The organism is Ensifer sp. EB106-05-01-XG146 (assembly GCF_058791875.1).
On sequence record NZ_JBYTDX010000002.1, the window covers coordinates 160,384 to 184,317 of the forward strand.

Below are 23,934 nucleotides of genomic sequence, written 5' to 3' on the forward strand. Positions count from 1 at the left end.
TTAGCTAAAAAACGCACAATTTTCATTGTGCCGACGAATGAAAAACTCTTTAGTCATTTATATTGGGAGAATATGAGCGGCAAATACTGGGGTAGGTCAATATGCCAATGGATATAGAGGGTCATATCCGGCTTACGATTCTTGGCGCGATCTTCTGATACTCGGGTTGATGTCCGCCGGTCGGCCCTGTTCCAGGGCTTGCCTGCAGCAGTGCAAGGTTCGTGTGGTCCGGGCGCGCGCGCGTAACCTTGGCTATACTGGTGGCGAATGCATTTGAGCGCTGGAAGAGACGAGCGTATGCTGACGACACTTGAATATGCTGATTGCAGCGGCTGCCAGGGCCGTGCCGTCCTCGTCGTCGAAGATGCGGTCGGCGACGGTCGGTGGCCGCGATTTGATTTATTCTCGCTCGTCACGCGCAGGGTTGTTTTCAAAGGGGCGGCGCAGAGCGGAGACTTGGCATGAAGCTAGAGCCGTCAAACCGTTTCAGCGCCCGCCGCGTGAGCCCGACGGCGGCCGCTCCACCACACGGTGCCGGCGCGCCGATGGATCTGGACCAGGCGTCCGGCCGCAAGGTCTGGACGAACACCTTCCGAGCTCGTTCCGACAAGGTGATCGCCGTCGGGCGCATTCTGCTGGCGCTCGGCAGCGTCTGGATCGCCTGGCTCGATTCCGTTCACGTGCCGCTGCCGCCAGAGCCCATCTACTTCCTGCTGATCGGCTATCTCTTCTATGCCATCGCGGCCGCCTTCCTCGTCTGGCGCACGGAGATTTCGCGCGTGCGCGGCACGCTGGTGCGTCACATCATCGATGTCGCGGCGTTTGCGATCTTCATGTCGATGACCGACGGCCCGGCAAGCCCGTTCTTCATGCTGATGCCGTTCACTTTGCTGTCCGCGACGCTGCACTGGCGCTGGCGCGGGGCGCTCTACACCGGTCTCGTCTGCCTGGCGGCCCTGCTCTACCTCGGTTACTTCGATGCCGGCGATATGCTCGATCCGGATGCCGATACGACGACGAACGCCTCGCGGATCCTCTTCATCTTCGTTGCGGCTGCGCTGCTCGTCTGGCTGGGCGCACACCAGGAGGCGGTCCGGGCCGAGCTTCTTCGGCTGGTGCAGCGAACACCGAGCCAGCCGCGGGGACGCGAGTGGCCGGCGCGCGCGGCCCTCGATTATGCCGCCCATGTCATGCTGGTTCCGCGGGCCCTCTTGTTGTGGACCGATGCGGAGGAGCCCTGGACCTATGCGGCCCTGTGGAACGAAGGCGAACTCGAGGTCATGCAGATGCCGCCCGATGCCTTCGGTACCTGGACGGACGAAAAATTGCTGCGCAGCAGCCTGCTTGTCACCGAGGCCGCGCGTGGTCGCGTTCTCGTGCATATCGGCGAGGGGCGGTTTCATCAATGGTCGGATCCCGATCCCCCGATCTCGCCAGCGCTTGTGGAAGCTTTCAACATCAACGCCGCGGTCTCGACCTTTTTCCAGGTCGACGATCTGCAGGCGCGCCTCTTCGTTCTGGAGCCGCCTGCGCTCACGCTCGATGACGTGGCGATCGCGGAGATCATCGCCGACAGGATCAAGGCGCTGTTCGAACAGGCGATCCTGGTTAGACGCCTGAGTGACGAGGCGGCCGTCGACGAGCGCATCCGCATCGGCCGCGACCTGCACGACGGGGTGCTTCAGGCGCTTGCGGGCACAGCACTGCAGCTTCAGTCGCTGCGCAAGCTCAAGGATGCGGGGCCGGATGTGCTTGCTGAACGCCTCGAGGCCATCCAGGCGATGCTGCTCGAAGAACAGCGGGAGCTTCGCGGCTTCATCCGCGCGCTCGAGCCGGGTGGCAATCTCCAGGCTACCGGCGAAATGCAGCTCGAGCGTCAACTGGAAGCGGTGGCCGCACGGCTGCGGCAGCAATGGCAGATCGACGTCTCGATCGCCTTCGACCCGCCGTCCGGCATCGACCTGCCGCTGGCGCTGACCTACGAGCTTGCGCGCATGACGTCCGAAGCGACCGCCAACGCGGTCAGGCACGGCGGCGCGCAGAAGGTCAGGATCACGCTCAGCATCGACAACGGATCGATCGTGCTGACGATCGACGACGACGGGGTCGGCTTCGGTTATGGTGAGCGTCTTGACCATGCCGAGCTTGAACGAGAAAAAATCGGACCGCGGAGCCTGCGTGAACGGGCGGCAGCGCGTGGCGGAAAACTTGCGATCGAAAGGATAGCGGAATGGACTCGAGTGGTCGTCATGCTGCCAATGCCGCAATAGCGTTGCGCGCGGTCGTCGTCGACGATCATCTGATCGTGCTCGACGGGCTGCGCCGGCTGATCGAGACCGTGCCTGGCTGGGAGGTGGTGGCGACCTGCGAGCGTGCGACCGATGCGCTGCAGGTTCTGTCCGAGCGGGGCGCCGATATCGTCGTCGCAGATCTTCGCATGCCGCATATGGACGGGCTCGAATTCATACGCCGGGTGCGCAGCGCCCACCGACAGCAGATCGCGATCGTCATCCTGACGGCTGATATCGGTGACGATCAGGTTGCCGAAGCGATCCGGCTCGGAGTGAACGGCATCGTCCTCAAGGAACAGGCCCCGGACACCCTGCTCGACTGCATGAATGTCGTGGCCAGCGGCAAGACCTATTTCCAGGATCAGGCGCTGAAGTCCGCGATCGAGCGGATACGCGCGCAGGAGGCCGTTGAGACCCGGGGCGTCGACCTCCTGACACAGCGCGAGATCGAGGTCTCGCGGCTGGCGGCCTCGGGGATCCGCAGCAAGGAGATCGGTGCCCGGCTCGGCATATCGCCGGGCACGGTCAAGCTGCATCTCCACAGCATCTACAGCAAGCTCGGAATCTCGACGCGCGTCGAGCTGGCCAATCTGGCGAACCGGCTCCCGAAGAGCCCACTATGACGGCGTCGCCCGCGCTTGCAGGCCCCCTGCTTCTGGCCTGAGCCTCCCCTTTCGAAAACATCCAGCCAGCGACGAGACGCCGCGACCGGCGCTTTCTGCCGCAAGCGAACTGTAAGAAACAGGGCCGGAGTATATCCATCTGGATATATTCAGAACGAAAATCCTAGGATAGAGTTCGGAATTGTAAGGCGTCTCCGGCAGAGAAGTGAAACCTCCGAAGCTCATGTCGCTATATAACGAATAAGTTCATGTTTTCGTATTCTGAAGATACTGACGGTGTTCTTCTCTGTTCCGGAGAGCCACTATGCATGTTCAAAGTGTTATTGAAATAGCTGAAACAGACGGTCGGCTTCCGGTCGAGATAATCATAAAGGGTTATCGTTTGAGCCAGAAGCGGCTTACCGTCTTCGTTTTAAACGAGGTGACGCCGGCCGCGGTCAACCGGATCCTGGATCCCGTGGTGCCGACGTTGCCTCTTTTCATTCCCGGCGTGCTTTACGTCAAGATTTCGGATGATGCCCGCGTGCGGGAAGCGGTCGAGACGGCGGATGTCGTCTATGCCGCGACCAGCGTGTTTCGCGATCAGTTGACCGGCTACGGGACTTTGCCCGGGCTGCTTCGACCGATCGAGCTCCTGCGGCCGGATTCCTCCAAGCGCATCCGGCTCGCAGATACTGGCGAACACGCAGGCTCCGACGAACCGAAGCGTCCCTCCGTCGCAAAGACATCGAGGCGCACGACCACCTATCTCGCCAGCCTGGCACGGTCCTATTGGCGCGAGGCCGGAAGCGCCTGAACCGGGCGATGCGGCAATCATCCGAAATGCTTCAACACAGATCGCACAATCAAGGTGTCAGCTGACATGCCCCGAAAAGCCGAACGTCAGGATGCGCTCAACAACAACAATCCGACGGCGACGCCTGCGGATTTCATCGATCAGAACAAGCCTCAATCGAGCGGAATCCTGCAGCGCATGCGCCGTTCGCGCAATTTCGGCGGTGTCATGGATGGGCTGATCATTCTCGTTTCGGGACTTGTCGCCATTCTGCTGTGCGAACTGCTGCTGCGTCTGGTGCCGAGCCTGCAGCTTCCGGTCGGCGAGGGCGAATATGTCTATTGCGGCGTGCCGCGGGGGCGGCATCAGTCGCACGCGCTCTACGGCTATACGGAAATACCGGGCAACAGCTACTTCGAGCGTTTCAGCCCGCTCGATCCTTGGAACCGCGTCCAGATCAACCGCGACGGTTTCCGCGACAATGCGACGGGCACGGGTTCGCCGGTGTTCGTCCTCGGCGATTCCATGGTGCGCGGCTCGCTCGTCAAGGAAAGCGAAACCTTCAGCTCGCTCCTGAACGCATGGCACCCGCAACTGCTGCTCAAGAACTACGGCACCGGCGGCTACGGCCAGCCGAACGAGATCCGGGTCTATGAGGACAAGGGCCACAGCATCCCTCATAACCTCGTCGTCGTCGGGCTCTCGCTCAGCACCGACCTTGAGGACAATGCCGAGCGTGCGGTTCTGACGCCCTCGTCCGTCGATATCACGGTCGAGCCGGCCGGTAGCGGAACCAAGAAGCCCAGCCTCGCTTTGCAGGCACACCTGTACCTGTGGCAGAACAGCAAGCTCTACAACTGGTTCTACTCGACCCTGCTCAGACCCTATGTCGGCGACCGGGCGTCCCGGCGTGACATCGGCCATGCGATCGAGCTGACGCGGCGCCTGTTCGTCCGGCTTGCCGACGATGCCCGCGCCAACGGCGCCGAGCTGCTCGTCGTCATCCTCCCGGGCTGGGCGGAACTGGTTGGTCGCGACGACGGCCTGCAGCCGGAAAAGCAGCGCGAAATGATCAAGGCGCTCGCCGCTGCGACGCCCGGAGTGTACGTGGTCGATCCGACCGAAAAGCTCTCCGCCAACGATCCGATGAAAACCTATGGCATCGGCGACAAGCACCTTTCTCCGCTCGGACATTTTCTTGTGGCCGAGGCGATCGACCAGTGGCTGGTCAATGATTGGAGCGGCGGCAAGGGCCTGACGGTCGGCGAGCACCAGTTCGTAAAAACCGCTCCGGTGGAGCCAGATTGCCTGAAGTTTTCTCAGGTCGGACAGTAATCGGCGGACCTGAAAGGAAGATCCGATGAATTCCAATGTAACACGCGTCGTTCAAATGGAACAAAACAGCGTCCGGAAATCCTCCATTCTCAAGCGAGCCCTGCTTGCGGTTCTCGCGACGGCTTTCAGCCTCGCCCTCTGCGGCCTCATGATCGAAGGCATGGCGCGCACCGTCTTCGACAACGGCATGGATTTCGACCTCGAGATGTGGAAATACGCCCGCGACCTGAAACGAGTCAGCGCCGAGCCGGCGATCGGCCACGAGCATATTCCCAATTCGAGCGGCGTCTTCATGGGTGTGCCGGTCGGCATCAACTCGATCGGCCTGCGCAACCGCGAAATCGGCCTGGTTGCCGCGGGGACGACGCGGGTGATGATGCTCGGGGATTCGCTGACCTTCGGCTGGGGCGTGAAAGAGGAAGATACCCCCTCCAGGTTGCTGGAAACGGTCCTCAACGGCGGCAGCCAGGGGGCGCCGAAATACGAGGTGATCAACACCGGTGTCGGCAACTACAACACCCAGATGGAAGTCACCTATTTCATGACCAAGGGCATCGAGCTCAAGCCGGATGTGGTCGTCCTCAACTATTTCATCAACGATGCCGAACCGACGCCGCGCCGTCACGAGGTCGGCTGGGGCGAGTATTCGCAGGCCTATGTCGTGCTCGCCTCGGCGGTCGACAAAATCTCGCGCATCTTCCTCGGCCGGGCGGACTGGAAGGCCTATTACCGGGGCCTCTATGAAGACGACCAGCCCGGCTGGACGGAAGGGCAGGATGCCATGCGGCGGCTGATCAGCTTCTGCCGCGAACACGGCATCAAGCTCGTGCTCGTCAACTATCCCGAACTGCATGAAGTCAAGCAGTATCCGTTCCCGGAAGTCACCGGCGCGGTCGAGAAGATCGCCGAAAGCGAGGGGGTTCCCTTCCTCGATCTTCGCCCCTCGGTCGAGGATCTCGTTCCCGAAACGCTGTGGGTATCGCCATCGGATGCGCACCCGAACCGGATCGCCAACGAGCGCTTCGCCGCCGCGATCGCCGGAACGCTGGAACGCTCCTATCCGGACCTCTTCGCCGGAGCCGGATCGGTCGCCAAGGTCCAGCCGTGAGGCCAGCGACCGGCTGCTGCACGTCCTGGTTGGAGACATGCGCGTCAAAAATCGACGATCAGGTTTGCGCGGCCGGCACTCGACCGCGCGCCGTCGCCGAATTCGCCGAGATAGGTGATTGCCAGCCGCGCGGATTTGGAGAGCCGGGCGGAAATGCCCGCTTCCACCACCAGCGCATCGCGCGCGATGGGAACGCCTGCGATGGTGAAGGGGCTGGCACCGGCAAAGGCAAGGCGCGCGGACGGCGAAAGGTCGCCTTCCGCATGGCGCCAGCCGAGCATGCCGGAGGCTGAGATCGGCATTTGGTCTACCGGCAGATTCGCCCACCAGCGCACGCCGATGGTCGTAAGCATGGCGTCGTCAGTGGCACCTTCTGCCGAGAGCGCCGCCGAACCACCGTTTTCCTTGAACGAATCGGTATCGAGATAGACATAGGCCAGGTTTGCGAACGGCTGAAGCCTGATGTCGTCTGCGCTGAGCGTGAAGGAAAGGTCGGCGAACACCTGGGCAACAGTGCTGTCGTAGTCGGCGGTCAGGCGGTCTGTGAACGAGCCGAAGGCGAGGTCACGCTCCGACGAAACCTCGTTGTGGCTATAGATCGCGCCGCCTGCAAGGTTCAGCGCCCCGATGTTCCCATATCCGTAGAGGCCCGCATGGTAAGCATCGACACGCGCCTGCGGCTGAACGGTGAGATGGCTGTAGCCGAGGATCCCACCGAGGCGCCAATCGTCGGAAACCGCCGTATCAGCGCCGACGAGGACACCCGCCGTGCGGTTATCGATAGCGGCTGCGTTGCCGTCACCGGACAAATGGCCCGCGCCTGCAAAACCCGACGTCCAGAAGACGGCGTCCTCGGTTTCCTGAAGGGTCGAGACGGTCGAGCCCGCGCGCTCCAGAATGGCGTCCCGCGGAAAACGGCTGTCCCACATCAGCGCGCTCTTGACTGAGGCGTGTACCTCGCCGCTCAGCTGGGAAAAGGCGCTTGCGGCTGTTGCATCATCCAGCGAGAGCACGGCCAGCGTGAGCGGGCTCGTGACGCTCAGCGCTTCGACAGCGCTTGCTGCGGCGCGCCCATTGGCGGTTTCTGCGAGGTCCGCGAAGGCAACGTCGTTCCGGTCGAGCCTCAGATCGATGCCGGTGGCGCCATAGGTCAGCGTCGGCGACAGGAACGCAAGATTGCTTGTCACCGCATCGAACCGGCCGCTGACAGTGCCGGCGGAAGCGATCGTGTAGCTCGTCGACGGGTCATAGACGCCGCTGCCGGCGAGGACCGCTAGCCTGCCGCCCTCAAGCGAAAGCGTGCCCGAAACGGCCAGGCGGTCGGATTGCCCCGCCGCATCCACATCCACCTGATAGATCGAGCCCGAACGGAACGTCAGGTCGCCGTTGACGGTGGCAACCGCGATGCCCGGGCCGGGAGAGACCACGCCGCCGGCATTGACCGTCAGGCTGCCGACGATGCCGCTGCCGGACAAGAGACCGCCGTCGAAGATTTCGACTGTCCCGGCGACTGTGCCCTGGTTGACGAGAGCGCCGCCCGTGATGTTCGCCGCGCCGCTGATCGTGCCGGTGTTTTGGAAGAGGCCGCCGCTGTTTGCGAGCGAAGCGATGGTTCCGTCGTTCGACCCGGTGCCGGCGTTGGAAACTGCCCCGGCAGTCGCGCCGCTGTTATTGGTGAAAGTGCCGTTGGCACCGATCTCGACGTCGGCGAGCGCCGCATTGTTGACGACGCTGCCGCCGGCGACGGTTGTCTTTCCGGTCACCGTGCCGTTGCCGTTGTTGGTGAAGGATCCGCCATCGTTGCGCACGGAAGCGATGGTTCCGGCATTGGACAGGGTGCCGGCGTTGGTGACGTTGGCGGCCACGGCGCCGCTGTTGTTGACGAAGGTGGCCGCGGCCGCGACGTCGGCGTCGGTGACGACGAAATTGTTCGTCACGGTGCCGCCTGTAACCGTCGTCTTGCCGGTGACTGTGCCACCGGCATTGTTGGCGAAGTTTCCGGCTGTGTTGTTAAGTCCGGCGATCGTGCCGGCATTGGACGCGGCGCCGCTGTTGGTGACCGCGCCGGCGCTTGCCCCCGACGTGTTCGTGAAGGTGCCGCCCGCGCCGACGGTGACCGTACCAAGGGTCCCGTTGTTGGTGACGGCGCCGCCAGAGACCGTGGTTTCGCCGGTCACTTCGCCGCCGAAATTGTTGGTGAAGCTTCCGGCGTCGTTGCGCACCGATGCGATGGTGCCAGCGTTCGAGACCGTGCCCGCATTGGTAATCGCGCCCGCCGTTGCGCCATCGTTGTTGACGAAGGCGGCCGCGGCCGCGACATCCGCGTCGGTGACGACGAAGTTGTTGGTGACGGTTCCGCCCGCCACCGTCGTTTTCCCGGTGATCGTGCCGCCGGTATTGTTGGTGAAGTTCCCCTGGGTGTTCGTCAGCGAGCCCATGGTTCCGGCGTTGGAGGCGGTGCCGGCATTCACCGTCGCGCCGGCGACGGCGCCGGTGTTGTTCACGAAAGTGCCCCCAGCCGAGACGTTGACGTCACCAACTTGGCCGTTGTTGGAAAGCGACGTGGCGCTGCCGACGCTGGCGCTGTCCAGCGTTCCGTTCACCGACACGTTGCCGTTGTTCAGCGTCAGCCTTCCGTTGAGGTTCCCATCGATCGACAGGCTGCCGCCGTTCAGCTCGACATTGGAGGTGAGTGCGCCGCCCGCGTTGATGCTGACGCTCCCGGAATTGATCGTGCTGCCGTTGGTGACGGTCAGCGCGCCGGTGTTGGAGATGGTGACATTGCCGCCGTCGACGCCAAGCTGGCGGATCGTACGGCCGTCGTTGACCTGCGGAGAGCCGGTGTTGACCTCCGCTGCGTCGCTCGCGCCGGGCAGGACCGGCGCCCAGTTCGCGCCGTTGCCGAATTCGTTGTCGGCTCCCCCGTCCCAAACGGACTGGGCAAGCGCCGGCGTCGAGAGGGCAAGAGAGGCTAGTGCCGTGAAAAGGCCGAGGCGTTTGGAAAGGACCGCGAGCGGTGTTTGTCGCATGGGTGCCGCCGGTGCTACGAACGCTCGCGAATCAGCCAGCGGAATGGGTAGCTTTGGCTATCTAATCATGGTTAACGATTTACTACCACCGTTGCTCCCGGGCCGGATGGGCCACCGCCATCGCCCGGTGGCAGAGCCGAAAGTTTCGGCTCCGCTTGCGCTTTGAAGCCGCCGGGAAACGTATGCTCAACTGAGCGGGAAGCCCATGGCCGAGACCATCTTGAGCCAGGGCCTGCGCCAGCCACCGGACTTGTCGGCGGTGTCGAGCGCATACATGGTGATCTGGGCGCCGAGCCAGCGGAACGGCTCGGGTGGGATCGTATTCGGAAGGCTGGTGGCGAAATCCAGCCGGCTCTCCGGGGTCTTCGAGCCGTCGAGGATATCGAGCGCTATGCGCGCGCCGAAACGTGAGGCCGAGACGCCGAAGCCGGAATAGCCGCCGGCATAAACGACCTTTTCGTCATGGTAACGCTGGAAGTGTACGGCCATGCGGGTGCTGAGGTCGATCGGCCCGCTCCAGGCATGGCTGAAGCGCAGGCCTTCGAGCTGTGGAAAGGTGTCGAAGAAAGCGGCGGCAAGGGGCTCATAGGTATCGAGTTCCCGGTCGATCGACGGAAACGGATCGCCGGCGAAGGCATAGGCGAGGCGGCCGCCGAAGATGATCCGGTTGTCCTTGGTGAGCCGCATGTAGTTCATCTGGGTGCGAGTGTCGTAAACACCCTGACGATGGCTCCAGCCGATCGCTGCCATCTGCTCCGCTGACAGGGGCTCTGTCGCCAGCACCCGATCGCGCACGGCGACAACCCTGTTTTTGATCTTCCTGTGGCCGGCGGCAAAGGCATTGGTGGCGAGCAGCACCTTCGGCGCGGTCACGCTGCCGGAAGCCGCGTGTGCCTTCATCCGGTCGCCGAGGTCTTCAAGGCCTGTCAGCTCGGTGTTCTCGAAGATCCGTACGCCGAGTGTCAGGGCTACCCGCTTCAGTCCGAAGGCGAGCAGGGCAGGGTGGACGGTGCCGCAGATATGCTTCGACCAGACGCCGGCCTTGTAGCGCGGCGAATTGATCTCGGCGCGGACGGCGCCCTGATCAAGGAAGACCGCCTGGTGGCCGTACTTCAGGTGAAGCTCGTGCTCCTCGTGCAGCGCTTCGATATGGGCGTCGTCGACCGCGACCGTTAGCTCCCCGCCCCACTCGGCATGACAGTCGATCGCATGCTCCTCAAGCGTCTTGAGGAAGCCGTGCATGTTCTCCTGGCCGAGCTTCTCGAGCGTTGCGATGTCTTTCGGGAAAATGCGCACGGCGTTCGACAGCCCGTGCATGACCGAGGTCGAGACGACACCGCCCGGCCGACCCGAGGCGCCGTTTGCGACCGAGCCTTTCTCGATCAGAATGACGTCGATCTCGGGCTGGCGCTGCTTTGCCTGGATGGCGCCCCACAACCCGGTAAAGCCGCCACCCACAACGAGCAGGTCGGCCTTCAGATGACGCGTCAGTCGCTCTCGCGGCTCGGGCGCATCCGGCCGGTCGAGCCAGAAGGGCGTCATCGTCACGTCTGCAAGGGCTTTGCTTCTTACCTGGGTCATGGGGACGGCTCACATCACTTCGCGGCAGGGGCGGTGTAGAGGACGTAGACCTTGCGCATCGTCTCCAGCACTTCGAAACGCACTTCGACGCCGGCTGGAAGCACGTAGCTTTCGCCCGCCGAAAAGGTCTCGACCGAGCCATCCGGGTTGGTGATCGCGACCTTGCCAGAGAGGATGACGCTGTATTCATTGCCATCGGGATAGGAGAGCATTTCCGCATAGGGCGTCGACTGCCACGTGCCGATGATGACGGCCTTGTCGGGGCTTTCGAAATGAACGTCGCCGAGCTCGTCCGCAAAGCCCGAAAGGATCGCCTCCGGCGGCACGACGCTGCATTTTTCAAGCGCGTTGAGGCCGACACCATCGCGCCCGAGTTTGATGACCTTCGACATGTTCACTCCAGTTCAGAAAGACGAGCGCCAAGTCGATCGGCCGCGCGCCAGGGTTTCGTTGTTTCATTCTTCTACGGAACGATAGGATGTCCGAGATCAATATGCCGTCTCGACAATCACGTGCCGCCTTGCCTGCCGCGGATCTACTGTGCGGCTTGCATCATTTTTCTAGGCGTCGGTATCGCTGCTCGGAATACGCCAAAGGGCTAGGTTCGCTCCCAGGCGGGCCATCCGTGCCGCGCCGCAAGGCCTTGCCCCGCCGGATGTCGGCCACCTATGCCGTTGTTTTGGTTCGCCAAAAGATAGTTTTGGAAATCCCGTAGTGAAATTCCGTTACTTGCGACCAACCCAACCTTCGCCTAGTCTGCGCTTGGAGGAGAACAACATGAACGACGATACGATCATCAAAGTCTGCGCGCCGGCGCAGCAGGTGTCCGGTGTAGGCGATCTGGCGCTGTCGCTGATGGAGGGGGTGGGCCGTTCGGATTTCCAGGACCGGCTGACACATTCGCTCAAGCGGCACATTGCGATCGATGCCGGTCTGATGCTCCTCTATCGACGCGACGCCGCGCCGAAGATCCTGTTTAACGACTGGCGCACGGACAGGGGGCTGTCGGATATTCGCGCCTATCTGCAGGGGCCGTACCGGATGGATCCGTTCTACCGGCTGGCGCTCGACAATGGCGACGACGGGCTTTATCGCCTTCGGCAAATCGATCCGTCCTTCGACCGGTCGCAGTACTACCGCGACTACTACCGGCATTCGGGTCTGCACGACGAATTCAACGTCTTCATCGGCATCGATGCCGACACGAAGATCGCAATCTCTCTGGCGCGGCGCCATGCGCACGCGGCCTTCAGCGGCGAAGATCAGGATTTCCTGCAGAATGCGGCGCCGCTCATCAGCATGGCCGTGCTTCGGCATTATCGCGACCTCAGACCCGAAGGCCTGGGCGACGACGGCTCGCCGCTTCAAAGCGCCCTGGCGCAGGCGGTGCGCAACTTTGGCCGCAGCCTGCTGACCGATCGCGAATGCCAGGTGGCGCAGATGATCCTGCGCGGTTACTCGGTCAAGGGTGCTGCCGAAAAGCTCGGCATCTCGCCGGCGACCGTCAAGCTGCATCGCCGCAACCTCTACGCCAAGCTCGACATCACTTCGCAGACGGCATTGTTCTCGCTGTTTATCGATGCCGTATCTTCGGCAAGCAATGCCTTCGAGGATCCGCTGGCCACGTATCTTTCGCCGGCTGGCGCGCTGAGGCCGCACTGACCCGGCGCATTGCGGTGGCAAGCCAGGAAAAACGGCTCACGCCCTTCCTGGGACTTGTGTTAAGCGGCGCTCACCCGTTGTTCGGAGCGCCGCGAGACCAGTTGAGCGGCCACCAATCCAAACACGACGATGCCGAGGATAATCGTCGAGATCGCGTTGATCTCCGGCGTCACGCCGAACTTGATCTGTGAATAGATCTTCATCGGCAGGGTCGATGCACCCGGCCCGGTCGTGAAGCTCGAGATGACCAGGTCGTCCAGCGACAGGGTGAAGGACAGCAGCCAGGCGGAGACGAGCGCCGGGATCATGTTCGGTAAGGCGACGCTGACGAACGCCGTTGCCGGAGGGCAGCCGAGATCGCGCGCCGCCTCCTCCAATGAGGGGTCGAGTTCGACCAGCCGCGATTGCAGCACGACAGTCGCAAAACAGAGCGTGAAGGTGGTGTGCGCCAGCGTGATGGTGAGCGGCCCGCGGTCGATCCCGAGCGTCACGAACATCAGAAGCATCGACACGGCCATCACCACCTCGGGCATCACCATCGGGGCGAGCAGCATACCGTTCAGCAGTGCCCGGCCACGGAAGCGACGCAGCCGCACCATGACGACGGCGGCAAGCGTGCCGAGAAGGGTGGCGGCGGTGGCCGAGACCGCCGCGACCAGGAAGCTGACTTTCGCGCCCTCGATGATCGAGGGATTGTTGAGAACAGTCGCATACCATTGGGTGGAGAAGCCGCCCCAGACCGTCACGAGCTTCGAGCCGTTGAAGCTGTAGACGACGAGCACGACGATCGGCAGATAGAGGAAGGCAAGACCGAACAGGATCGACAGCCGATTGAACCAGCTTGGTTTTGTCATGGCTTGCTCCTCAGCCTTGTTCACGCGATTGGCGCGACTGGAAATAGACGATCGGTACGACCAGCAGAGCGAGCAAGACGATCGTTACGGCAGCGGCCATCGGCCAGTCGCGGTTGTTGAAGAATTCGAGCCAGATGGCGCGGCCGATCATCTGCGTGTCGGCGCCACCCAAGAGATCCGGGATCACGAATTCACCGACGACCGGGATGAAGACCAGCGCGCCGCCCGCGAGCACGCCGGGCAGGCTCAACGGGAAGGTGATCCGCCAGAAGGCGGAGATGCGCGAGCAGCCGAGATCGCGCGCCGCCTCGATCAAAGTCCGATCGGCGCTGCTCAAGGTCGAATAGATCGGCAGCACCATGAAGGGCAGGTAGGTGTAGACGATGCCGATATAGATCGCCGTCTCGGTGTTGAGGATTCGCAGCGGCTCGCTGATCAGCCCGATCTTTAAAAGCAGCGCGTTCAAAAGACCGTCGTTCCTGAGAATGCTCATCCAGGAATAGACGCGGATCAGCATCGAGCTCCAGAACGGCACGATCACCAGAAAGACCAGCAGGGACCTGGAGGAGGGCGAGCAGGACGCGATGCCATAGGCGAGGGGATAGGCGATGAAGAGCATGGCAGCCGTGGAGATCGCCGCGATCTTGAGGCTCGTCAGATACGCCAGAAGATAGGTGTCGTCGGTCAGCACATAGAGGAAATTCTCGAAATTCAGCCTGAGGTTCAGCATCAAGCCGTCCCAGGCGGTCAGCGGCTCGAATGGCGGCATGCCGAGGCGGACGGTCGAAAGGCTGATACCGGCAACCAGCGCGAAGGGCGCGAGGAACAACACCAGCAGCCAGGCATAGGGGATGGCGATCAGCAGGCGCTTGCCCCAGTTCGCCTTTGCGGAGGGGGCGGCTGCGGAAGAATGGGCGATGGAAGACAAGGGTCGCCCTCCTATTCGGCCAGCAGCCGGCTTGCCTGCGGCGGCCAGCTTGCGAACACGCGGTCGCCGACGCGAAGATCGCTCTCGGCGCCGAGATTGACCCGGCGCGCGTCGAGCGTCGCGCCCGACTTCAGCCGCACGCGGTAGTGTCTCTCGACACCGGTATAGGTGAGCTGTTCCACGTTGCCTTCGAGGCCGCTGCCCGAAGCTGCAAGCTCTACCCGTTCAGGACGGACCGAAACCCAGAACGGCCGGTCGAGCGCCACCCGGTCGGTGAAGGCGGCGCGGACACCGCCGCCGGCCTCATCGCTTTCGATCCGCAGTTCTTCGCCATCGCGTTCCGATCGTCCGCCGGCAAAGACATTGGTTTCGCCAAGGAATTTCGCGACGTAGCGGGACCGCGGCGCCTCGTAGACATCTGACGGTGAGCCGACCTGCAGCACCTGTCCCTGTTTCATTATGGCGATGCGGGTGGAAACGGTCATCGCCTCGTGCTGATCATGGGTGACGATGATGAAGGTGAGGCCGAGTTCGCGTTGCAGGCGGACGAGTTCGAGTTGGGTTTCGGTGCGCAGGTTCTTGTCGAGCGCGCCCAAGGGCTCGTCAAGCAGCAGTACCTTCGGCCGCTTGACCAGCGCGCGGGCGAGCGCCACGCGCTGGCGCTGGCCGCCGGAAAGCTGCGCCGGCTTGCGGTCGAGCAGTGCGGTCAGCTGCAGCTTTTCCGAGACCTCATCGATCCGCTTCCTGATCTCGCTCTTGTCGAGACCGTCCTGCTGCAATCCGAAGGCGATGTTCTTGCCGACGGTCAGATGCGGAAAGAGCGCATAGGACTGAAACATCATGTTGGTCGGACGCCGATGCGCCGGAACGTCGGTGACGTCGGCGCCTTCCAGCCTGATCGCGCCCGAGGTCGGCGTCTCGAAGCCGGCGATCATCCGCAGCAGCGTCGACTTTCCGCAGCCGGAGGGCCCAAGGAGCGAGAAGAATTCGCCCCTCTCGATGCCGAGGTTGATGTTGTTGACGGCCGTGACGACGCCATAGGACTTCGCCAGGTTCTCGATCGAAATATAGGATGGCACGGGATCTGGTCCTGCTGTTGACGGTTGGCCTATTGGCCGGCCCGGAATGCTGACCAGACGCGGGTGCGCTCGCGCGTCTGGCGCGGTGGCAGCGACTTGTCGACGAAGAGCTTGGAACGGACCTCGGCAGGCGGATAGATGTTCGGGTTGTCTCGGATGCCGGCGTCGACCTCTGCCGTCGCCGCGGCATTGGCGTTGGCGTAAAAGACGTGATTGCTGATCGCGGCGACTGTCTTCGGCTCGAGGATATAGTCGATGAAAGCCAGCGCCTGTTCCGGATCCGGTGCGTCGGCCGGGATCGCCATCGTGTCGAAGGAAATGATCGTGCCTTCCTTCGGGATCGAGTAGGCGACCGCAACACCGGTCTCCGCCTCTTCGGCGCGGGCCGCTGCAATGCCGGCGTCGCCGCTCCACATCAGCGCCAGGCAGAGCTGGCCGGAGGCCATGTCGGCCACGAGCTGGCCGCTTTGCATGTGCCGGATAAAGGGGCGCAGCTTCAGCAGCAGTTCCTTGGCTTTGTCGAGATCCTCCGCCTGTGTGGAATAGGGATCGAGGCCGAGATAGTTGAGCGCGATCGGGATCACCTCGTTCGGCGCATCGACGATGCCGATGCCGCAGTCCTGGAATTTCTGGGCGATCTCGGGCTTGAAGAACATGTCGAGGCTATTGACCGGTGCCTCGGGCAGGCGCTCGTTGACCAGCTTGGCGTTGTAGGCAACGCCCGTCGTCAGCCACATGTAGGGAACGAGATACTTGTTCTCCGGGTCGTGCTCGGCGACAAGCTTCAACAGGTCCTTGTCGAGATTGCCGTAGTTCTTGAGCGCTGTGACATCGATCGGCTTCAGTGCGCCGGACTGGATCAGGCGCTCGCCGACCGTGGCGCTCGGGAAGGCGACGTCGAAACCGCTGCCGCCGGCAAGCAGCCGGGTTTCAAGCACTTCAAGGGAATCGTAGAAGTCCACCCGAGTTTCAACGCCGGTCTTCGCCTGGAAGTTCGAAACGGTGTCTTCGGCGAAGTAGTCGGAGAAATTGTAGATGAACAGCTTGTCCTGCGCCTGGGCGGTCGTTGAGGCCGCGATGGCGGCGAGCGACGCGGCGAACATGGAGCGCAGGGCGGTGCGGGTTAGGTTTTGCATGGTTCCTCCCAAGAACAGCGTATTTTTGTTTTCGCCAAAGTGATTGGCCGGTCCTTGGAGGGCAACACTCCCTTTGGCTAGGTGTGGGAGACGCGGCGGCGTCGTAAACGGCAATCGACGCTGGCCTTTGCCGCATCGGGCATGTTTGTTTGACCGCGATCGAAGTAACGTTCGATCGAAGGGCATTTCTCGGATGGCAATGGCTGCTAGGGTTCCGGCGACAGAAAGGGAGAACTTCCATGGACGAAAAATTCAACCAGCCGCTGGGCGGCAACGATATGCCCCGCTTCGGCGGCCCCGGCACGATGATGCGTCTTCCCACCGCGACCTCGGCTGAAGGCCTCGACGCCTGCTTCGTTGGCATCCCCATGGATATCGGCGCGTCCAACCGGTCTGGTACGCGCTACGGACCGCGCCAGATCCGCGCGGAATCCGTGATGATCCGTCCCTACAACATGGCGACCGGCGCCGCCCCGTTCGAAAGCCTGCAGGTCGCCGATATCGGCGACATCGCCATCAACACCTTCAACCTGCCGGCCAATATGGAGATCATCACCCGCGGCATCCGCGAGATCCTTAAGCATGACTGTATCCCGCTGACCCTCGGCGGCGATCACACGATCAGCTACCCGATCCTGAAGGCGATTGCCGAAAAACACGGGCCGGTCGCCCTCATCCATGTCGATGCGCATGCGGATATCAACGACACGATGTTCGGCGAGAAGATCGCGCACGGCACGCCGTTCCGTCGCGCCTATGAGGACGGCTGCCTCAATCCCAATCTCGTCTTCCAGATCGGCCTGCGCGGCACCGGCTATGCTTCCGACGATTTCGACTGGTCGCGCGACAGGGGCTTCACCGTCGTCCCGGCCGAGGAATGCTGGCACAAGTCGCTGGTGCCGCTGATCGAAGGCATCCGCGCGAAGATCGGCAACCACAAGGCCTACCTGACCTTCGACATCGATAGCCTTGATCCGGCCTATGCGCCGGGCACCGGCACGCCCGAGATCGGGGGCCTTACCGTCATCCAGGCACTCGAGATCATCCGCGGCTGCCGCGGTCTCAACCTGGTCGGCGCCGATCTCGTCGAGGTGAGCCCGCCCTTCGACACGACTGGAACGACCGCGATCACCGCGGCGAACTTGCTTTATGAAATGCTCTGCGTGCTGCCGGGGGTGAAGTACAAGCGGTAACGGCTCCGGCAAGCTTGATTGCGGATTGGCAGGAGGCCGGAGGCGGCCTCCTTTCCGAAAACCTTTCGAACGCCTTTAGCGCTTTGCCGGGCGCAGACGCCCCCAGATCGGCGCGACGACATTGCCCATGACGACGATCGTCGCAGCGCCGACGACGATGGCAAGCAGGGCCTGCTGTGCCGAGGTCGCAAACCAGCCGACGAACCCGGGGGCGAACTGCAGCGCCTGCGCGACATGCTCGGAGATGTCGTGGATGAAATGTTCCGGCCTGGCCTCGCCAAGTTGCGCCATGCCGTGCACGAGAATGCTGCCCCCGACCCACAGCATGGCGGCGGTGCCGATGGCGGCGAGAGCCTTGAGGAACACGGGCATGCCGAGCACCAGTCCGCGGCCGAGCGGCCGCAGGAGCGCGACGGGGTTTTTGGCAAGCGCGACGCCGGCGTCGTCGGCCTTCACGATCAAGCCGACCGCTCCGTAGACGGCAAGCGTGATGAGGATGCCGACCCCGGCCAGAACTGCTGCCTGTGTGTAGATGCTGGCGTCGGCAACGGTCGAGAGCGTCAGCGCCATGATCTCGGCGGAAAGAATGAAGTCGGTTCGGATGGCGCCCGCAACCTTCTCGTTTTCGAGCGCTGCCGGATCGCTCGTTGCGCCGAGCACGGCTTCCTCATGTGCGTGGGCGGCATGGGGGAAGAGGGCACCATAGAGCTTCTCGGCGCCCTCGTAGCAGAGATAGATGCCGCCGAGCATGAGCAGCGGCGTTATCGCCCAGGGTGCGAAGTAGCCGAGCAGAAGGGCTCCCGGCAGAAGGAAGAGCAGCTTGTTCTTGAGCGAGCCGAAGGCGATCCGCGCGATGATCGGCAGTTCCCGTTCCGGCGTCAGGCCAACGACGTAGCGTGGCGTCACGGCCGCATCGTCGATCACGACGCCAGCGGCCTTGGTGCTGGCCTTCACCGTCTGGGCGGCAACGTCGTCAAGCGAGGCCGCAGCCATCTTGGCGATCGCAGTGATGTCGTCGAGGAGGGCGATGAGACCTGTGGCCATCGATGGCTGAACCCTTTGAGAGAAATCCGAAAACACGGCAGTTAAGTCGCCAGTAACCACCATAGCGTGTCGAGTCAACGGCGCCGCGGTTGCACCCCGTCACCCAGTCTGCGTCGCGGAGGCCCTCGTGTGTCAGAGGAGGGCGTCTCGCTCGTTCTTCAAAACGTGATCAACCACGCCCGACTGTGCCATTGACGCACACCTCGTTTCGATTTACGACTGACGAAATACGAAATTCGTCAGTCGTAAATCGAAAGGCCAGCGATGCCGGTGAGCAACGATATCGTCGTCGACCAGACACGGCAGGACAACATCACGCGCATCCTCGATGCAGCGGAGGGGCTGTTCCGGCACTTCGGCTACAGCAAGACCAATGTTGCCGACATCGCCCGCGAGCTCGGCATGTCGCCGGCAAACATCTATCGTTTCTTTGCCTCGAAGACCGAGATCCACCAGGCGCTTTGCGCGCGCATGCTCGCGGCCAGCTACCAGATGGCGCAGGAGATCTGCCAGTTGCCGCTGAGCGCGAGCGAGCGCCTGCACCGCTACGTCCACGCACAGCACAAAATGACGGTCGAACTGATGCTCGACGACACGAAGGTGCACGAGATGGTGATCGTTGCCATCGAACGCGAGTGGCACGTCATCGACAAGCACATCGACAGGATCGACGCGCTCCTCGCCGACGTCATCCGCGAGGGGATTGCCGCGGGCGAGTTTCGCGACCAGGACGCCGATGCCGCGTCCCGTTGCTTTGGGGCGGCGACCGTCACGCTTTGCCACCCGCAAATGGTCGCCCAGTGTCTGAGCAAGACGAACCGCGCAAGCCCGGAAGAGCTGGTCGAGTTCGCGATCAACGCATTGAAAATTTAGCAGAAATATTTCCGGCGCGGCTTCGGCCTGCGCCAGCCTGTTTTGGGAGTGCGAACATGTTTAAGCTCATAGAATTTCGCCGCCGTATTTCATTTTTTGCCACTGCTGCACTCCTCTCGATGCTCGCGGCGACACTGGCCGGCTGCTCGCAGGAAAAGACCGAAGCCACTGCGGTGGTGCGCCCGGTCAAGGTCGTCGAGATTGCTGAGGCCGACACGGCCCGCCAGCTCAGCTATTCCGGCTCCGTGCGGGCGCGGACCGAAATGAACCTCGGCTTCCGCGTCAGCGGCAAGATCGTCGAGCGGGTCGTCAATGTCGGCGACCGCGTAAAGGTCGGCGATCTGCTCGCCCGCGTCGACGCCACCGATTATGAGCTCGCCGTGCGCAGCGCTTCGGCCAATCTGGAAGCGGCCGAGCGTCAGGTCGAGACAGTCAAGCTGGTGCGCGATCGCGCCGAACAACTGCTCGCCCGAAAATTTGCCTCGCAGGCCCAGTTCGATCAGTCGGTGCTGAGCTACAATCAGGCCGTGGCGACGCGCGACGCTGCGAAGTCGGCGCTGTCGCAGGCGGAGAACCAGGTGACCTATACGAACCTCGTCTCCGACCGGCCGGGCATCGTCACCACGATCAATGCCGATGTCGGCCAGGTCGTCGGTTCGGGCACGCCTGTCGCGACTGTCGCCGTCGAAGGCGAAAAGGAAGTGCAGGTCGCCGTGCCCGAGACGGAGATCGCCAATTTCAAGACCGGCTTGCCGGTCAAGGTCGGGCTCTGGTCCGACACCGGGTTGTCGCTTGACGGCACGGTACGCGAGGTGGCGGGCAGCGCCGACCCGCAGTCGCGGACCTTTTCCGTGCGGGTAAGCCTGCCGAACGATCCGCGGGTTCTGCTCGGCATGACCGCGACCGTCGAGGCGTCGGCCGGCAACGGCAAGCCTTACGTCTCGGTCCCTTTGAGCGCGCTTGCACAGAAGGACGGCTACACCATCGTCTGGGTTGTCGATCGCGGCACCGAGACCGTCAGCAGCCGTCCCGTCACGCTTTCCGACTTCACCGCTGACGGCGTGCGCGTCACCGATGGGCTTGAGGTCGGCGACCTTGTCGTTGCTGCCGGGACGCAGTTCATGGCCGACGATCTCAAGGTGACGATCTCGAACGCGACGACGCAGCACTCCGCTTCGGCCCAGGCCGAAGTCCCGCTCCTGCGCTGACACTCGAAAACCGCGGAACCGAGCCGATGACCACCTCCACTTCCGACGAAAAGCGGCCCTTCAACCTTTCGCGCTGGGCGATCGCGCACCCGAGCATGGCGCGCTTCCTGTTCGGCCTCATCATCCTTGCCGGCGTCTTCGGCCTGATGCGCATGGGGCAGAAGGAAGACCCGGACTTCACCTTCCGCGTGATGGTCGTGCAGGCCTTCTGGCCGGGGGCCTCGATCGAGGAGATGCAGGACCAGGTCGTCAACAAGATCGAACGCAAGCTGCAGGAAACGCCGCATCTCGATTTCGTGCGCTCCTATACGCGTGCCGGCAGCGCGATCATCACGTTGCAGGTCGAAGGCGACACCAATGCCGAACAGGTGGCGGATGCCTTCTACCAGGTCCGCAAGAAGGTCGGTGACATCTCCAACGAACTGCCCGAAGGTTTGCTCGGTCCCTATTTCAACGACGAGTTCGGCGACACCTTCATCACGCTGCATTCGCTGAGCGGCGAAGGCTACAGCTATCCGGAGCTGAAGAAGTTCGCGATCCAGGCGCGTGACATGCTTTTGACGACGCCCGGCGTCGAGAAGGCCGTCATCATCGGCGACCAGCCGGAGAAGATCTATATCGACGTCTCATCCAATGCGCTGGCCGAGCGCGGGCTGACGCTCAACGACCTGCGCAGCACGATTGCCGGCCAGAACAACATCGACCCGGCCGGCGCGGTCGATACCGGCACGCGCTCGGTGCGCATCTCGGTCGAAGGCAGTCTTGACAAGGTGGAGGACCTGAAGAACCTGAGGCTTCGCGCCGGCGGCCAGATCACCCGACTTGGCGATATCGCCACGGTCAGCTCCGGTCTCGAAGATCCCTATTCGCGCAAATTCCGTTTCAACGGTGAAGACAGCGTCCAGATCGGCGTCGTCATGGCCAAGGGCTTCAAGGTGACCGATGTCGGCAACGCGGTGGAGGCGACCTATCAGCACTTCGAAGCGTCGCTGCCCTATGGCGTCAAGGTCGACCAGGTCTCCAACCAGCCTGAAGTGGTCAAGGAAGCCGTCGGCGAATTCATGAAGGCGCTCGGCGAGGCGCTGGCGATCGTGCTCGTCGTGTCGTTCCTGTCGATCGGCTGGCGCTCGGGCCTGGTGATCGCGATCACCATTCCGCTGGTGCTGGCTGCAACCTTCGCCATCATGTACGAGCTCGGCATCGACCTGCAGCGCATCTCGCTCGGCGCACTGATCATTGCGCTCGGCCTTCTGGTCGACGACGCCATGATCGTGGTCGAGATGATGGAACGAAAGCTGGAAGAGGGCTTGGTGAAGGTCGAGGCTGCGAGCTTCGCCTATACCTCCACTGCCTTCCCGATGCTGACCGGAACGCTGATCACCACGGCCGGCTTCATTCCCGTCGGTTTTGCCGCTTCGACCGCCGGGGAGTATGTGCGCTCGCTGTTCTACGTGGTCGGCATCGCGCTCGTCGTCTCGTGGTTCGTTGCCGTCTATTTCACCCCCTGGCTCGGCAATATGCTCCTGAAGCAGCGCAGCCACGCCGGCAATCATCACGACGTCTTCGACACGCGTTTCTATCGTCGCCTGCGCACGACGGTCACCTGGGCCGTACGCCATCGCATCATCGTGCTGTCGACGACGCTCGCCCTCTTCTTCGTCAGCCTCTGGGCCTTCCAGTTCATTCCGAAGAACTTCTTCCCGCAGTCGTCGCGGCCGGAGATCCTCGTCGATCTCTGGCTGCCCGAGGGCACCAGCATCAAGGAAGTCGAGAAGCAGGCCAAGGCACTCGAAGCCCGCATGATGGACGACGAGGACAAGCGCTTCATCGCCACCTATATCGGCGAGGGCGCGCCGCGCTTCTTCCTGCCGCTCGACCAGCAGCTTCGCAATCCGAACTTTGCCCAGCTTCTCGTGATGGCCAAGGACGAGCCGGCGCGCGAACGGTTGATCGCCAAGATGCGCGGAATTCTAGCTGCCGACTTCCCCTCGATCCGCGCCAAGGTCGATCGCCTGTTCCTGGGCCCGCCAACCGGCTGGCCGGTGCAGATGCGCATCATGGGGCCGGATCGCGACGAAGTCAGGCGTATTGCCGATCGCGTCAAGGCGAAGTTCCACGAGAACCCGCTGCTCGGCGCCGTGCACGACGACTGGCTGGAGCCGGTGCCGGGCATGAAGCTGGTGATCGACCAGGACCGCGCCCGCGCGCTCGGGGTCACCTCGCAGCGCATTCGCCAGATACTGCAGGCAAGCGTCACGGGTGCGCCGCTCGACAATTTCCGCGATGGCGAGGAGACGGTGGCGATCGTTGCCCGCGAGCCCGCTGAAAGCCGCAAGCTGTTGAGTTCGGTCGACTCCATATACATCCCGACCGACTTCGGTGGCTTCGTACCGCTTTCGCAGGTTGCCAAGGTCGTGCCGGTGCTCGAGCAGGGCATCGAATGGCGCCGCGACCGCCTGCCGACGATCACCGTGCGCGGCACCCTGCCGGATGGTGTGCAGCCGAACGACGTGGCGATGAAGATGTTTGGCGAAATGCAGCCGCTGCGCGACAGCCTGCCCGCCGGCTACTCGATCGCCATCCAAGGGGGCGCGGAGGACTCTGCCGAAAGCCAGGCCTCGATCGCCGCCAAGGCGCCGATCATGCTCGGCGTCATCGTCATCCTGCTGATGATCCAGCTGCAGCATTTCGGCAAGGCGATGCTGGTTCTCGCGACCGGTCCGCTCGGCATCATTGGTGCGGCTGCTGCCCTTTTGATCAGCGGTGCGCCTTTCGGCTTCGTTGCGATCCTGGGCGTCATTGCGCTGCTCGGCATCATCATGCGCAACTCGATCATCCTCGTCGACCAGATCGACCAGGATATCGCCGCGGGCATGGACCGCGCCGAGGCAATCATCGGCTCCGCCGTCAGGCGTTTCCGGCCGATCACGCTTACCGCCTTGACGGCCGTGCTGGCGCTGATCCCGATCTCGCGCGGTGTCTTCTGGGGGCCGCTCGCCTACGCCATGATGGGTGGCATCCTGGTCGCGACCGTGCTGACCATCCTGGTTCTGCCGGCGGGCTATGCGCTCTTCTTCGGTCGCGAACCGAAGAAGAGCTCCGTCGAGCCTGAGACGCCGGCAAGCCTTGAGGCCGAGGACACGAAGACCGTAGCCTATCCCGCTGCCGTGGCGGCGGAGTAGGGCCACGGCTCCGTTCAGGGATGGTAGATCGGG

Annotated in this window: 19 protein-coding genes; 11 read left to right on the forward strand and 8 right to left on the reverse strand. The window is 63.0% G+C overall.

Annotated elements, in window-relative coordinates:
• The first annotated feature begins 297 nt into the window (after nucleotides 1–297).
• The 6 genes from AC3WVQ_RS20980 (at nucleotide 298) to AC3WVQ_RS21005 (ending at nucleotide 6,132) form a co-directional block, all read left to right on the forward strand.
• A complete protein-coding gene (locus tag AC3WVQ_RS20980) occupies nucleotides 298–465 on the forward strand; it encodes a hypothetical protein (RefSeq protein WP_156400694.1) in 168 nt (55 codons plus the stop codon).
• Nucleotides 462–2,270: a sensor histidine kinase gene (locus tag AC3WVQ_RS20985; protein ID WP_082566252.1), complete on the forward strand. Its 1,809-nt coding sequence runs from the start codon at nucleotides 462–464 to the stop codon at nucleotides 2,268–2,270. The genes AC3WVQ_RS20980 and AC3WVQ_RS20985 overlap by 4 nt, the downstream gene beginning before the upstream one ends.
• Complete coding sequence (locus AC3WVQ_RS20990; RefSeq protein WP_034789687.1) at nucleotides 2,231–2,914, forward strand: response regulator; 684 nt, start codon at nucleotides 2,231–2,233, stop codon at nucleotides 2,912–2,914. The genes AC3WVQ_RS20985 and AC3WVQ_RS20990 overlap by 40 nt, the downstream gene beginning before the upstream one ends.
• 382 nt (nucleotides 2,915–3,296) lie before the next feature.
• Entirely contained in the window at nucleotides 3,297–3,710 is a 414-nt protein-coding gene (locus tag AC3WVQ_RS20995) for a hypothetical protein (RefSeq protein WP_404524500.1), read from the forward strand.
• A 66-nt stretch (nucleotides 3,711–3,776) separates the two neighbouring features.
• Complete coding sequence (locus AC3WVQ_RS21000; RefSeq protein WP_113505138.1) at nucleotides 3,777–5,024, forward strand: SGNH/GDSL hydrolase family protein; 1,248 nt, start codon at nucleotides 3,777–3,779, stop codon at nucleotides 5,022–5,024.
• A 25-nt stretch (nucleotides 5,025–5,049) separates the two neighbouring features.
• Entirely contained in the window at nucleotides 5,050–6,132 is a 1,083-nt protein-coding gene (locus tag AC3WVQ_RS21005; RefSeq protein ID WP_440657433.1) for an SGNH/GDSL hydrolase family protein, read from the forward strand.
• Nucleotides 6,133–6,176: 44 nt separating this feature from the next.
• On the opposite strand, the gene AC3WVQ_RS21010 is transcribed toward AC3WVQ_RS21005, so the two are convergent.
• The 3 genes from AC3WVQ_RS21010 to AC3WVQ_RS21020 all read right to left on the reverse strand — a co-directional run bounded on the left by AC3WVQ_RS21010 (nucleotide 6,177) and on the right by AC3WVQ_RS21020 (nucleotide 11,134).
• A complete protein-coding gene (locus tag AC3WVQ_RS21010) occupies nucleotides 6,177–9,161 on the reverse strand; it encodes an autotransporter outer membrane beta-barrel domain-containing protein (RefSeq protein ID WP_440657432.1) in 2,985 nt (994 codons plus the stop codon).
• 186 nt (nucleotides 9,162–9,347) lie between these two features.
• A complete protein-coding gene (locus AC3WVQ_RS21015) occupies nucleotides 9,348–10,742 on the reverse strand; it encodes an NAD(P)/FAD-dependent oxidoreductase (RefSeq protein ID WP_192356920.1) in 1,395 nt (464 codons plus the stop codon).
• 14 nt (nucleotides 10,743–10,756) lie between these two features.
• Nucleotides 10,757–11,134 carry a cupin domain-containing protein gene (locus tag AC3WVQ_RS21020; RefSeq protein WP_192356918.1) on the reverse strand — a complete coding sequence of 126 codons (378 nt, stop codon included), beginning with the start codon at nucleotides 11,132–11,134 and terminating at the stop codon, nucleotides 10,757–10,759.
• Nucleotides 11,135–11,519: 385 nt separating this feature from the next.
• Between AC3WVQ_RS21020 and AC3WVQ_RS21025 the strand changes: the two genes are divergently transcribed.
• Nucleotides 11,520–12,404: a helix-turn-helix transcriptional regulator gene (locus tag AC3WVQ_RS21025; RefSeq protein ID WP_051659169.1), complete on the forward strand. Its 885-nt coding sequence runs from the start codon at nucleotides 11,520–11,522 to the stop codon at nucleotides 12,402–12,404.
• Nucleotides 12,405–12,463: 59 nt separating this feature from the next.
• On the opposite strand, the gene AC3WVQ_RS21030 is transcribed toward AC3WVQ_RS21025, so the two are convergent.
• Genes AC3WVQ_RS21030 through AC3WVQ_RS21045 form a run of 4 tightly spaced genes read right to left on the reverse strand, consistent with a single transcriptional unit; the run spans nucleotide 12,464 to nucleotide 16,401 of the window.
• Entirely contained in the window at nucleotides 12,464–13,258 is a 795-nt protein-coding gene (locus tag AC3WVQ_RS21030) for an ABC transporter permease (RefSeq protein ID WP_192356916.1), read from the reverse strand.
• Nucleotides 13,259–13,268: 10 nt separating this feature from the next.
• Nucleotides 13,269–14,186 carry an ABC transporter permease subunit gene (locus AC3WVQ_RS21035; RefSeq protein WP_404524493.1) on the reverse strand — a complete coding sequence of 306 codons (918 nt, stop codon included), beginning with the start codon at nucleotides 14,184–14,186 and terminating at the stop codon, nucleotides 13,269–13,271.
• An 11-nt stretch (nucleotides 14,187–14,197) separates the two neighbouring features.
• Nucleotides 14,198–15,265: an ABC transporter ATP-binding protein gene (locus AC3WVQ_RS21040; RefSeq protein WP_348646561.1), complete on the reverse strand. Its 1,068-nt coding sequence runs from the start codon at nucleotides 15,263–15,265 to the stop codon at nucleotides 14,198–14,200.
• A 29-nt stretch (nucleotides 15,266–15,294) separates the two neighbouring features.
• Entirely contained in the window at nucleotides 15,295–16,401 is a 1,107-nt protein-coding gene (locus AC3WVQ_RS21045) for an extracellular solute-binding protein (RefSeq protein ID WP_060585636.1), read from the reverse strand.
• A 239-nt stretch (nucleotides 16,402–16,640) separates the two neighbouring features.
• Between AC3WVQ_RS21045 and speB the strand changes: the two genes are divergently transcribed.
• Nucleotides 16,641–17,594 carry an agmatinase gene (gene speB, locus AC3WVQ_RS21050; RefSeq protein WP_089042994.1) on the forward strand — a complete coding sequence of 318 codons (954 nt, stop codon included), beginning with the start codon at nucleotides 16,641–16,643 and terminating at the stop codon, nucleotides 17,592–17,594.
• Nucleotides 17,595–17,669: 75 nt separating this feature from the next.
• Here the strand turns inward: speB and AC3WVQ_RS21055 are convergent, their stop codons facing one another.
• The gene (locus AC3WVQ_RS21055) at nucleotides 17,670–18,638 is read right to left on the reverse strand and encodes a DUF808 domain-containing protein (RefSeq protein WP_192356914.1); all 969 of its coding nucleotides are present in this window, start codon (nucleotides 18,636–18,638) and stop codon (nucleotides 17,670–17,672) included.
• A 264-nt stretch (nucleotides 18,639–18,902) separates the two neighbouring features.
• On the opposite strand from AC3WVQ_RS21055, the gene AC3WVQ_RS21060 reads away from it, so the two are divergent.
• Genes AC3WVQ_RS21060 through AC3WVQ_RS21070 form a run of 3 tightly spaced genes read left to right on the forward strand, consistent with a single transcriptional unit; the run spans nucleotide 18,903 to nucleotide 23,901 of the window.
• Nucleotides 18,903–19,511, forward strand: coding sequence for a TetR/AcrR family transcriptional regulator (locus tag AC3WVQ_RS21060; protein WP_034789660.1), 609 nt, complete (start codon nucleotides 18,903–18,905; stop codon nucleotides 19,509–19,511).
• A gap of 56 nt (nucleotides 19,512–19,567) precedes the next feature.
• Nucleotides 19,568–20,719 (forward strand): efflux RND transporter periplasmic adaptor subunit, encoded by a 1,152-nt coding sequence (locus AC3WVQ_RS21065; RefSeq protein WP_192356912.1) that lies wholly within the window; start codon nucleotides 19,568–19,570, stop codon nucleotides 20,717–20,719.
• Nucleotides 20,720–20,745: 26 nt separating this feature from the next.
• Nucleotides 20,746–23,901, forward strand: coding sequence for an efflux RND transporter permease subunit (locus AC3WVQ_RS21070; protein WP_404524489.1), 3,156 nt, complete (start codon nucleotides 20,746–20,748; stop codon nucleotides 23,899–23,901).
• Nucleotides 23,902–23,934: the final 33 nt, after the last annotated feature.

What these genes read in the sequence shown, in the direction of transcription:
- AC3WVQ_RS20980 (WP_156400694.1), top strand. Translation starts at nt 298, where the DNA reads ATGCTGACGACACTTGAATATGCTGATTGCAGCGGCTGCCAGGGCCGT.
- AC3WVQ_RS20985 (WP_082566252.1), top strand. Translation starts at nt 462, where the DNA reads ATGAAGCTAGAGCCGTCAAACCGTTTCAGCGCCCGCCGCGTGAGCCCG.
- AC3WVQ_RS20990 (WP_034789687.1), top strand. Translation starts at nt 2,231, where the DNA reads ATGGACTCGAGTGGTCGTCATGCTGCCAATGCCGCAATAGCGTTGCGC.
- AC3WVQ_RS21000 (WP_113505138.1), top strand. Translation starts at nt 3,777, where the DNA reads ATGCCCCGAAAAGCCGAACGTCAGGATGCGCTCAACAACAACAATCCG.
- AC3WVQ_RS21005 (WP_440657433.1), top strand. Translation starts at nt 5,050, where the DNA reads ATGAATTCCAATGTAACACGCGTCGTTCAAATGGAACAAAACAGCGTC.
- AC3WVQ_RS21010 (WP_440657432.1), bottom strand. Translation starts at nt 9,161, where the DNA reads ATGCGACAAACACCGCTCGCGGTCCTTTCCAAACGCCTCGGCCTTTTC.
- AC3WVQ_RS21015 (WP_192356920.1), bottom strand. Translation starts at nt 10,742, where the DNA reads ATGACCCAGGTAAGAAGCAAAGCCCTTGCAGACGTGACGATGACGCCC.
- AC3WVQ_RS21020 (WP_192356918.1), bottom strand. Translation starts at nt 11,134, where the DNA reads ATGTCGAAGGTCATCAAACTCGGGCGCGATGGTGTCGGCCTCAACGCG.
- AC3WVQ_RS21025 (WP_051659169.1), top strand. Translation starts at nt 11,520, where the DNA reads ATGAACGACGATACGATCATCAAAGTCTGCGCGCCGGCGCAGCAGGTG.
- AC3WVQ_RS21030 (WP_192356916.1), bottom strand. Translation starts at nt 13,258, where the DNA reads ATGACAAAACCAAGCTGGTTCAATCGGCTGTCGATCCTGTTCGGTCTT.
- AC3WVQ_RS21045 (WP_060585636.1), bottom strand. Translation starts at nt 16,401, where the DNA reads ATGCAAAACCTAACCCGCACCGCCCTGCGCTCCATGTTCGCCGCGTCG.
- speB (WP_089042994.1), top strand. Translation starts at nt 16,641, where the DNA reads ATGGACGAAAAATTCAACCAGCCGCTGGGCGGCAACGATATGCCCCGC.
- AC3WVQ_RS21055 (WP_192356914.1), bottom strand. Translation starts at nt 18,638, where the DNA reads ATGGCCACAGGTCTCATCGCCCTCCTCGACGACATCACTGCGATCGCC.
- AC3WVQ_RS21060 (WP_034789660.1), top strand. Translation starts at nt 18,903, where the DNA reads ATGCCGGTGAGCAACGATATCGTCGTCGACCAGACACGGCAGGACAAC.
- AC3WVQ_RS21065 (WP_192356912.1), top strand. Translation starts at nt 19,568, where the DNA reads ATGTTTAAGCTCATAGAATTTCGCCGCCGTATTTCATTTTTTGCCACT.
- AC3WVQ_RS21070 (WP_404524489.1), top strand. Translation starts at nt 20,746, where the DNA reads ATGACCACCTCCACTTCCGACGAAAAGCGGCCCTTCAACCTTTCGCGC.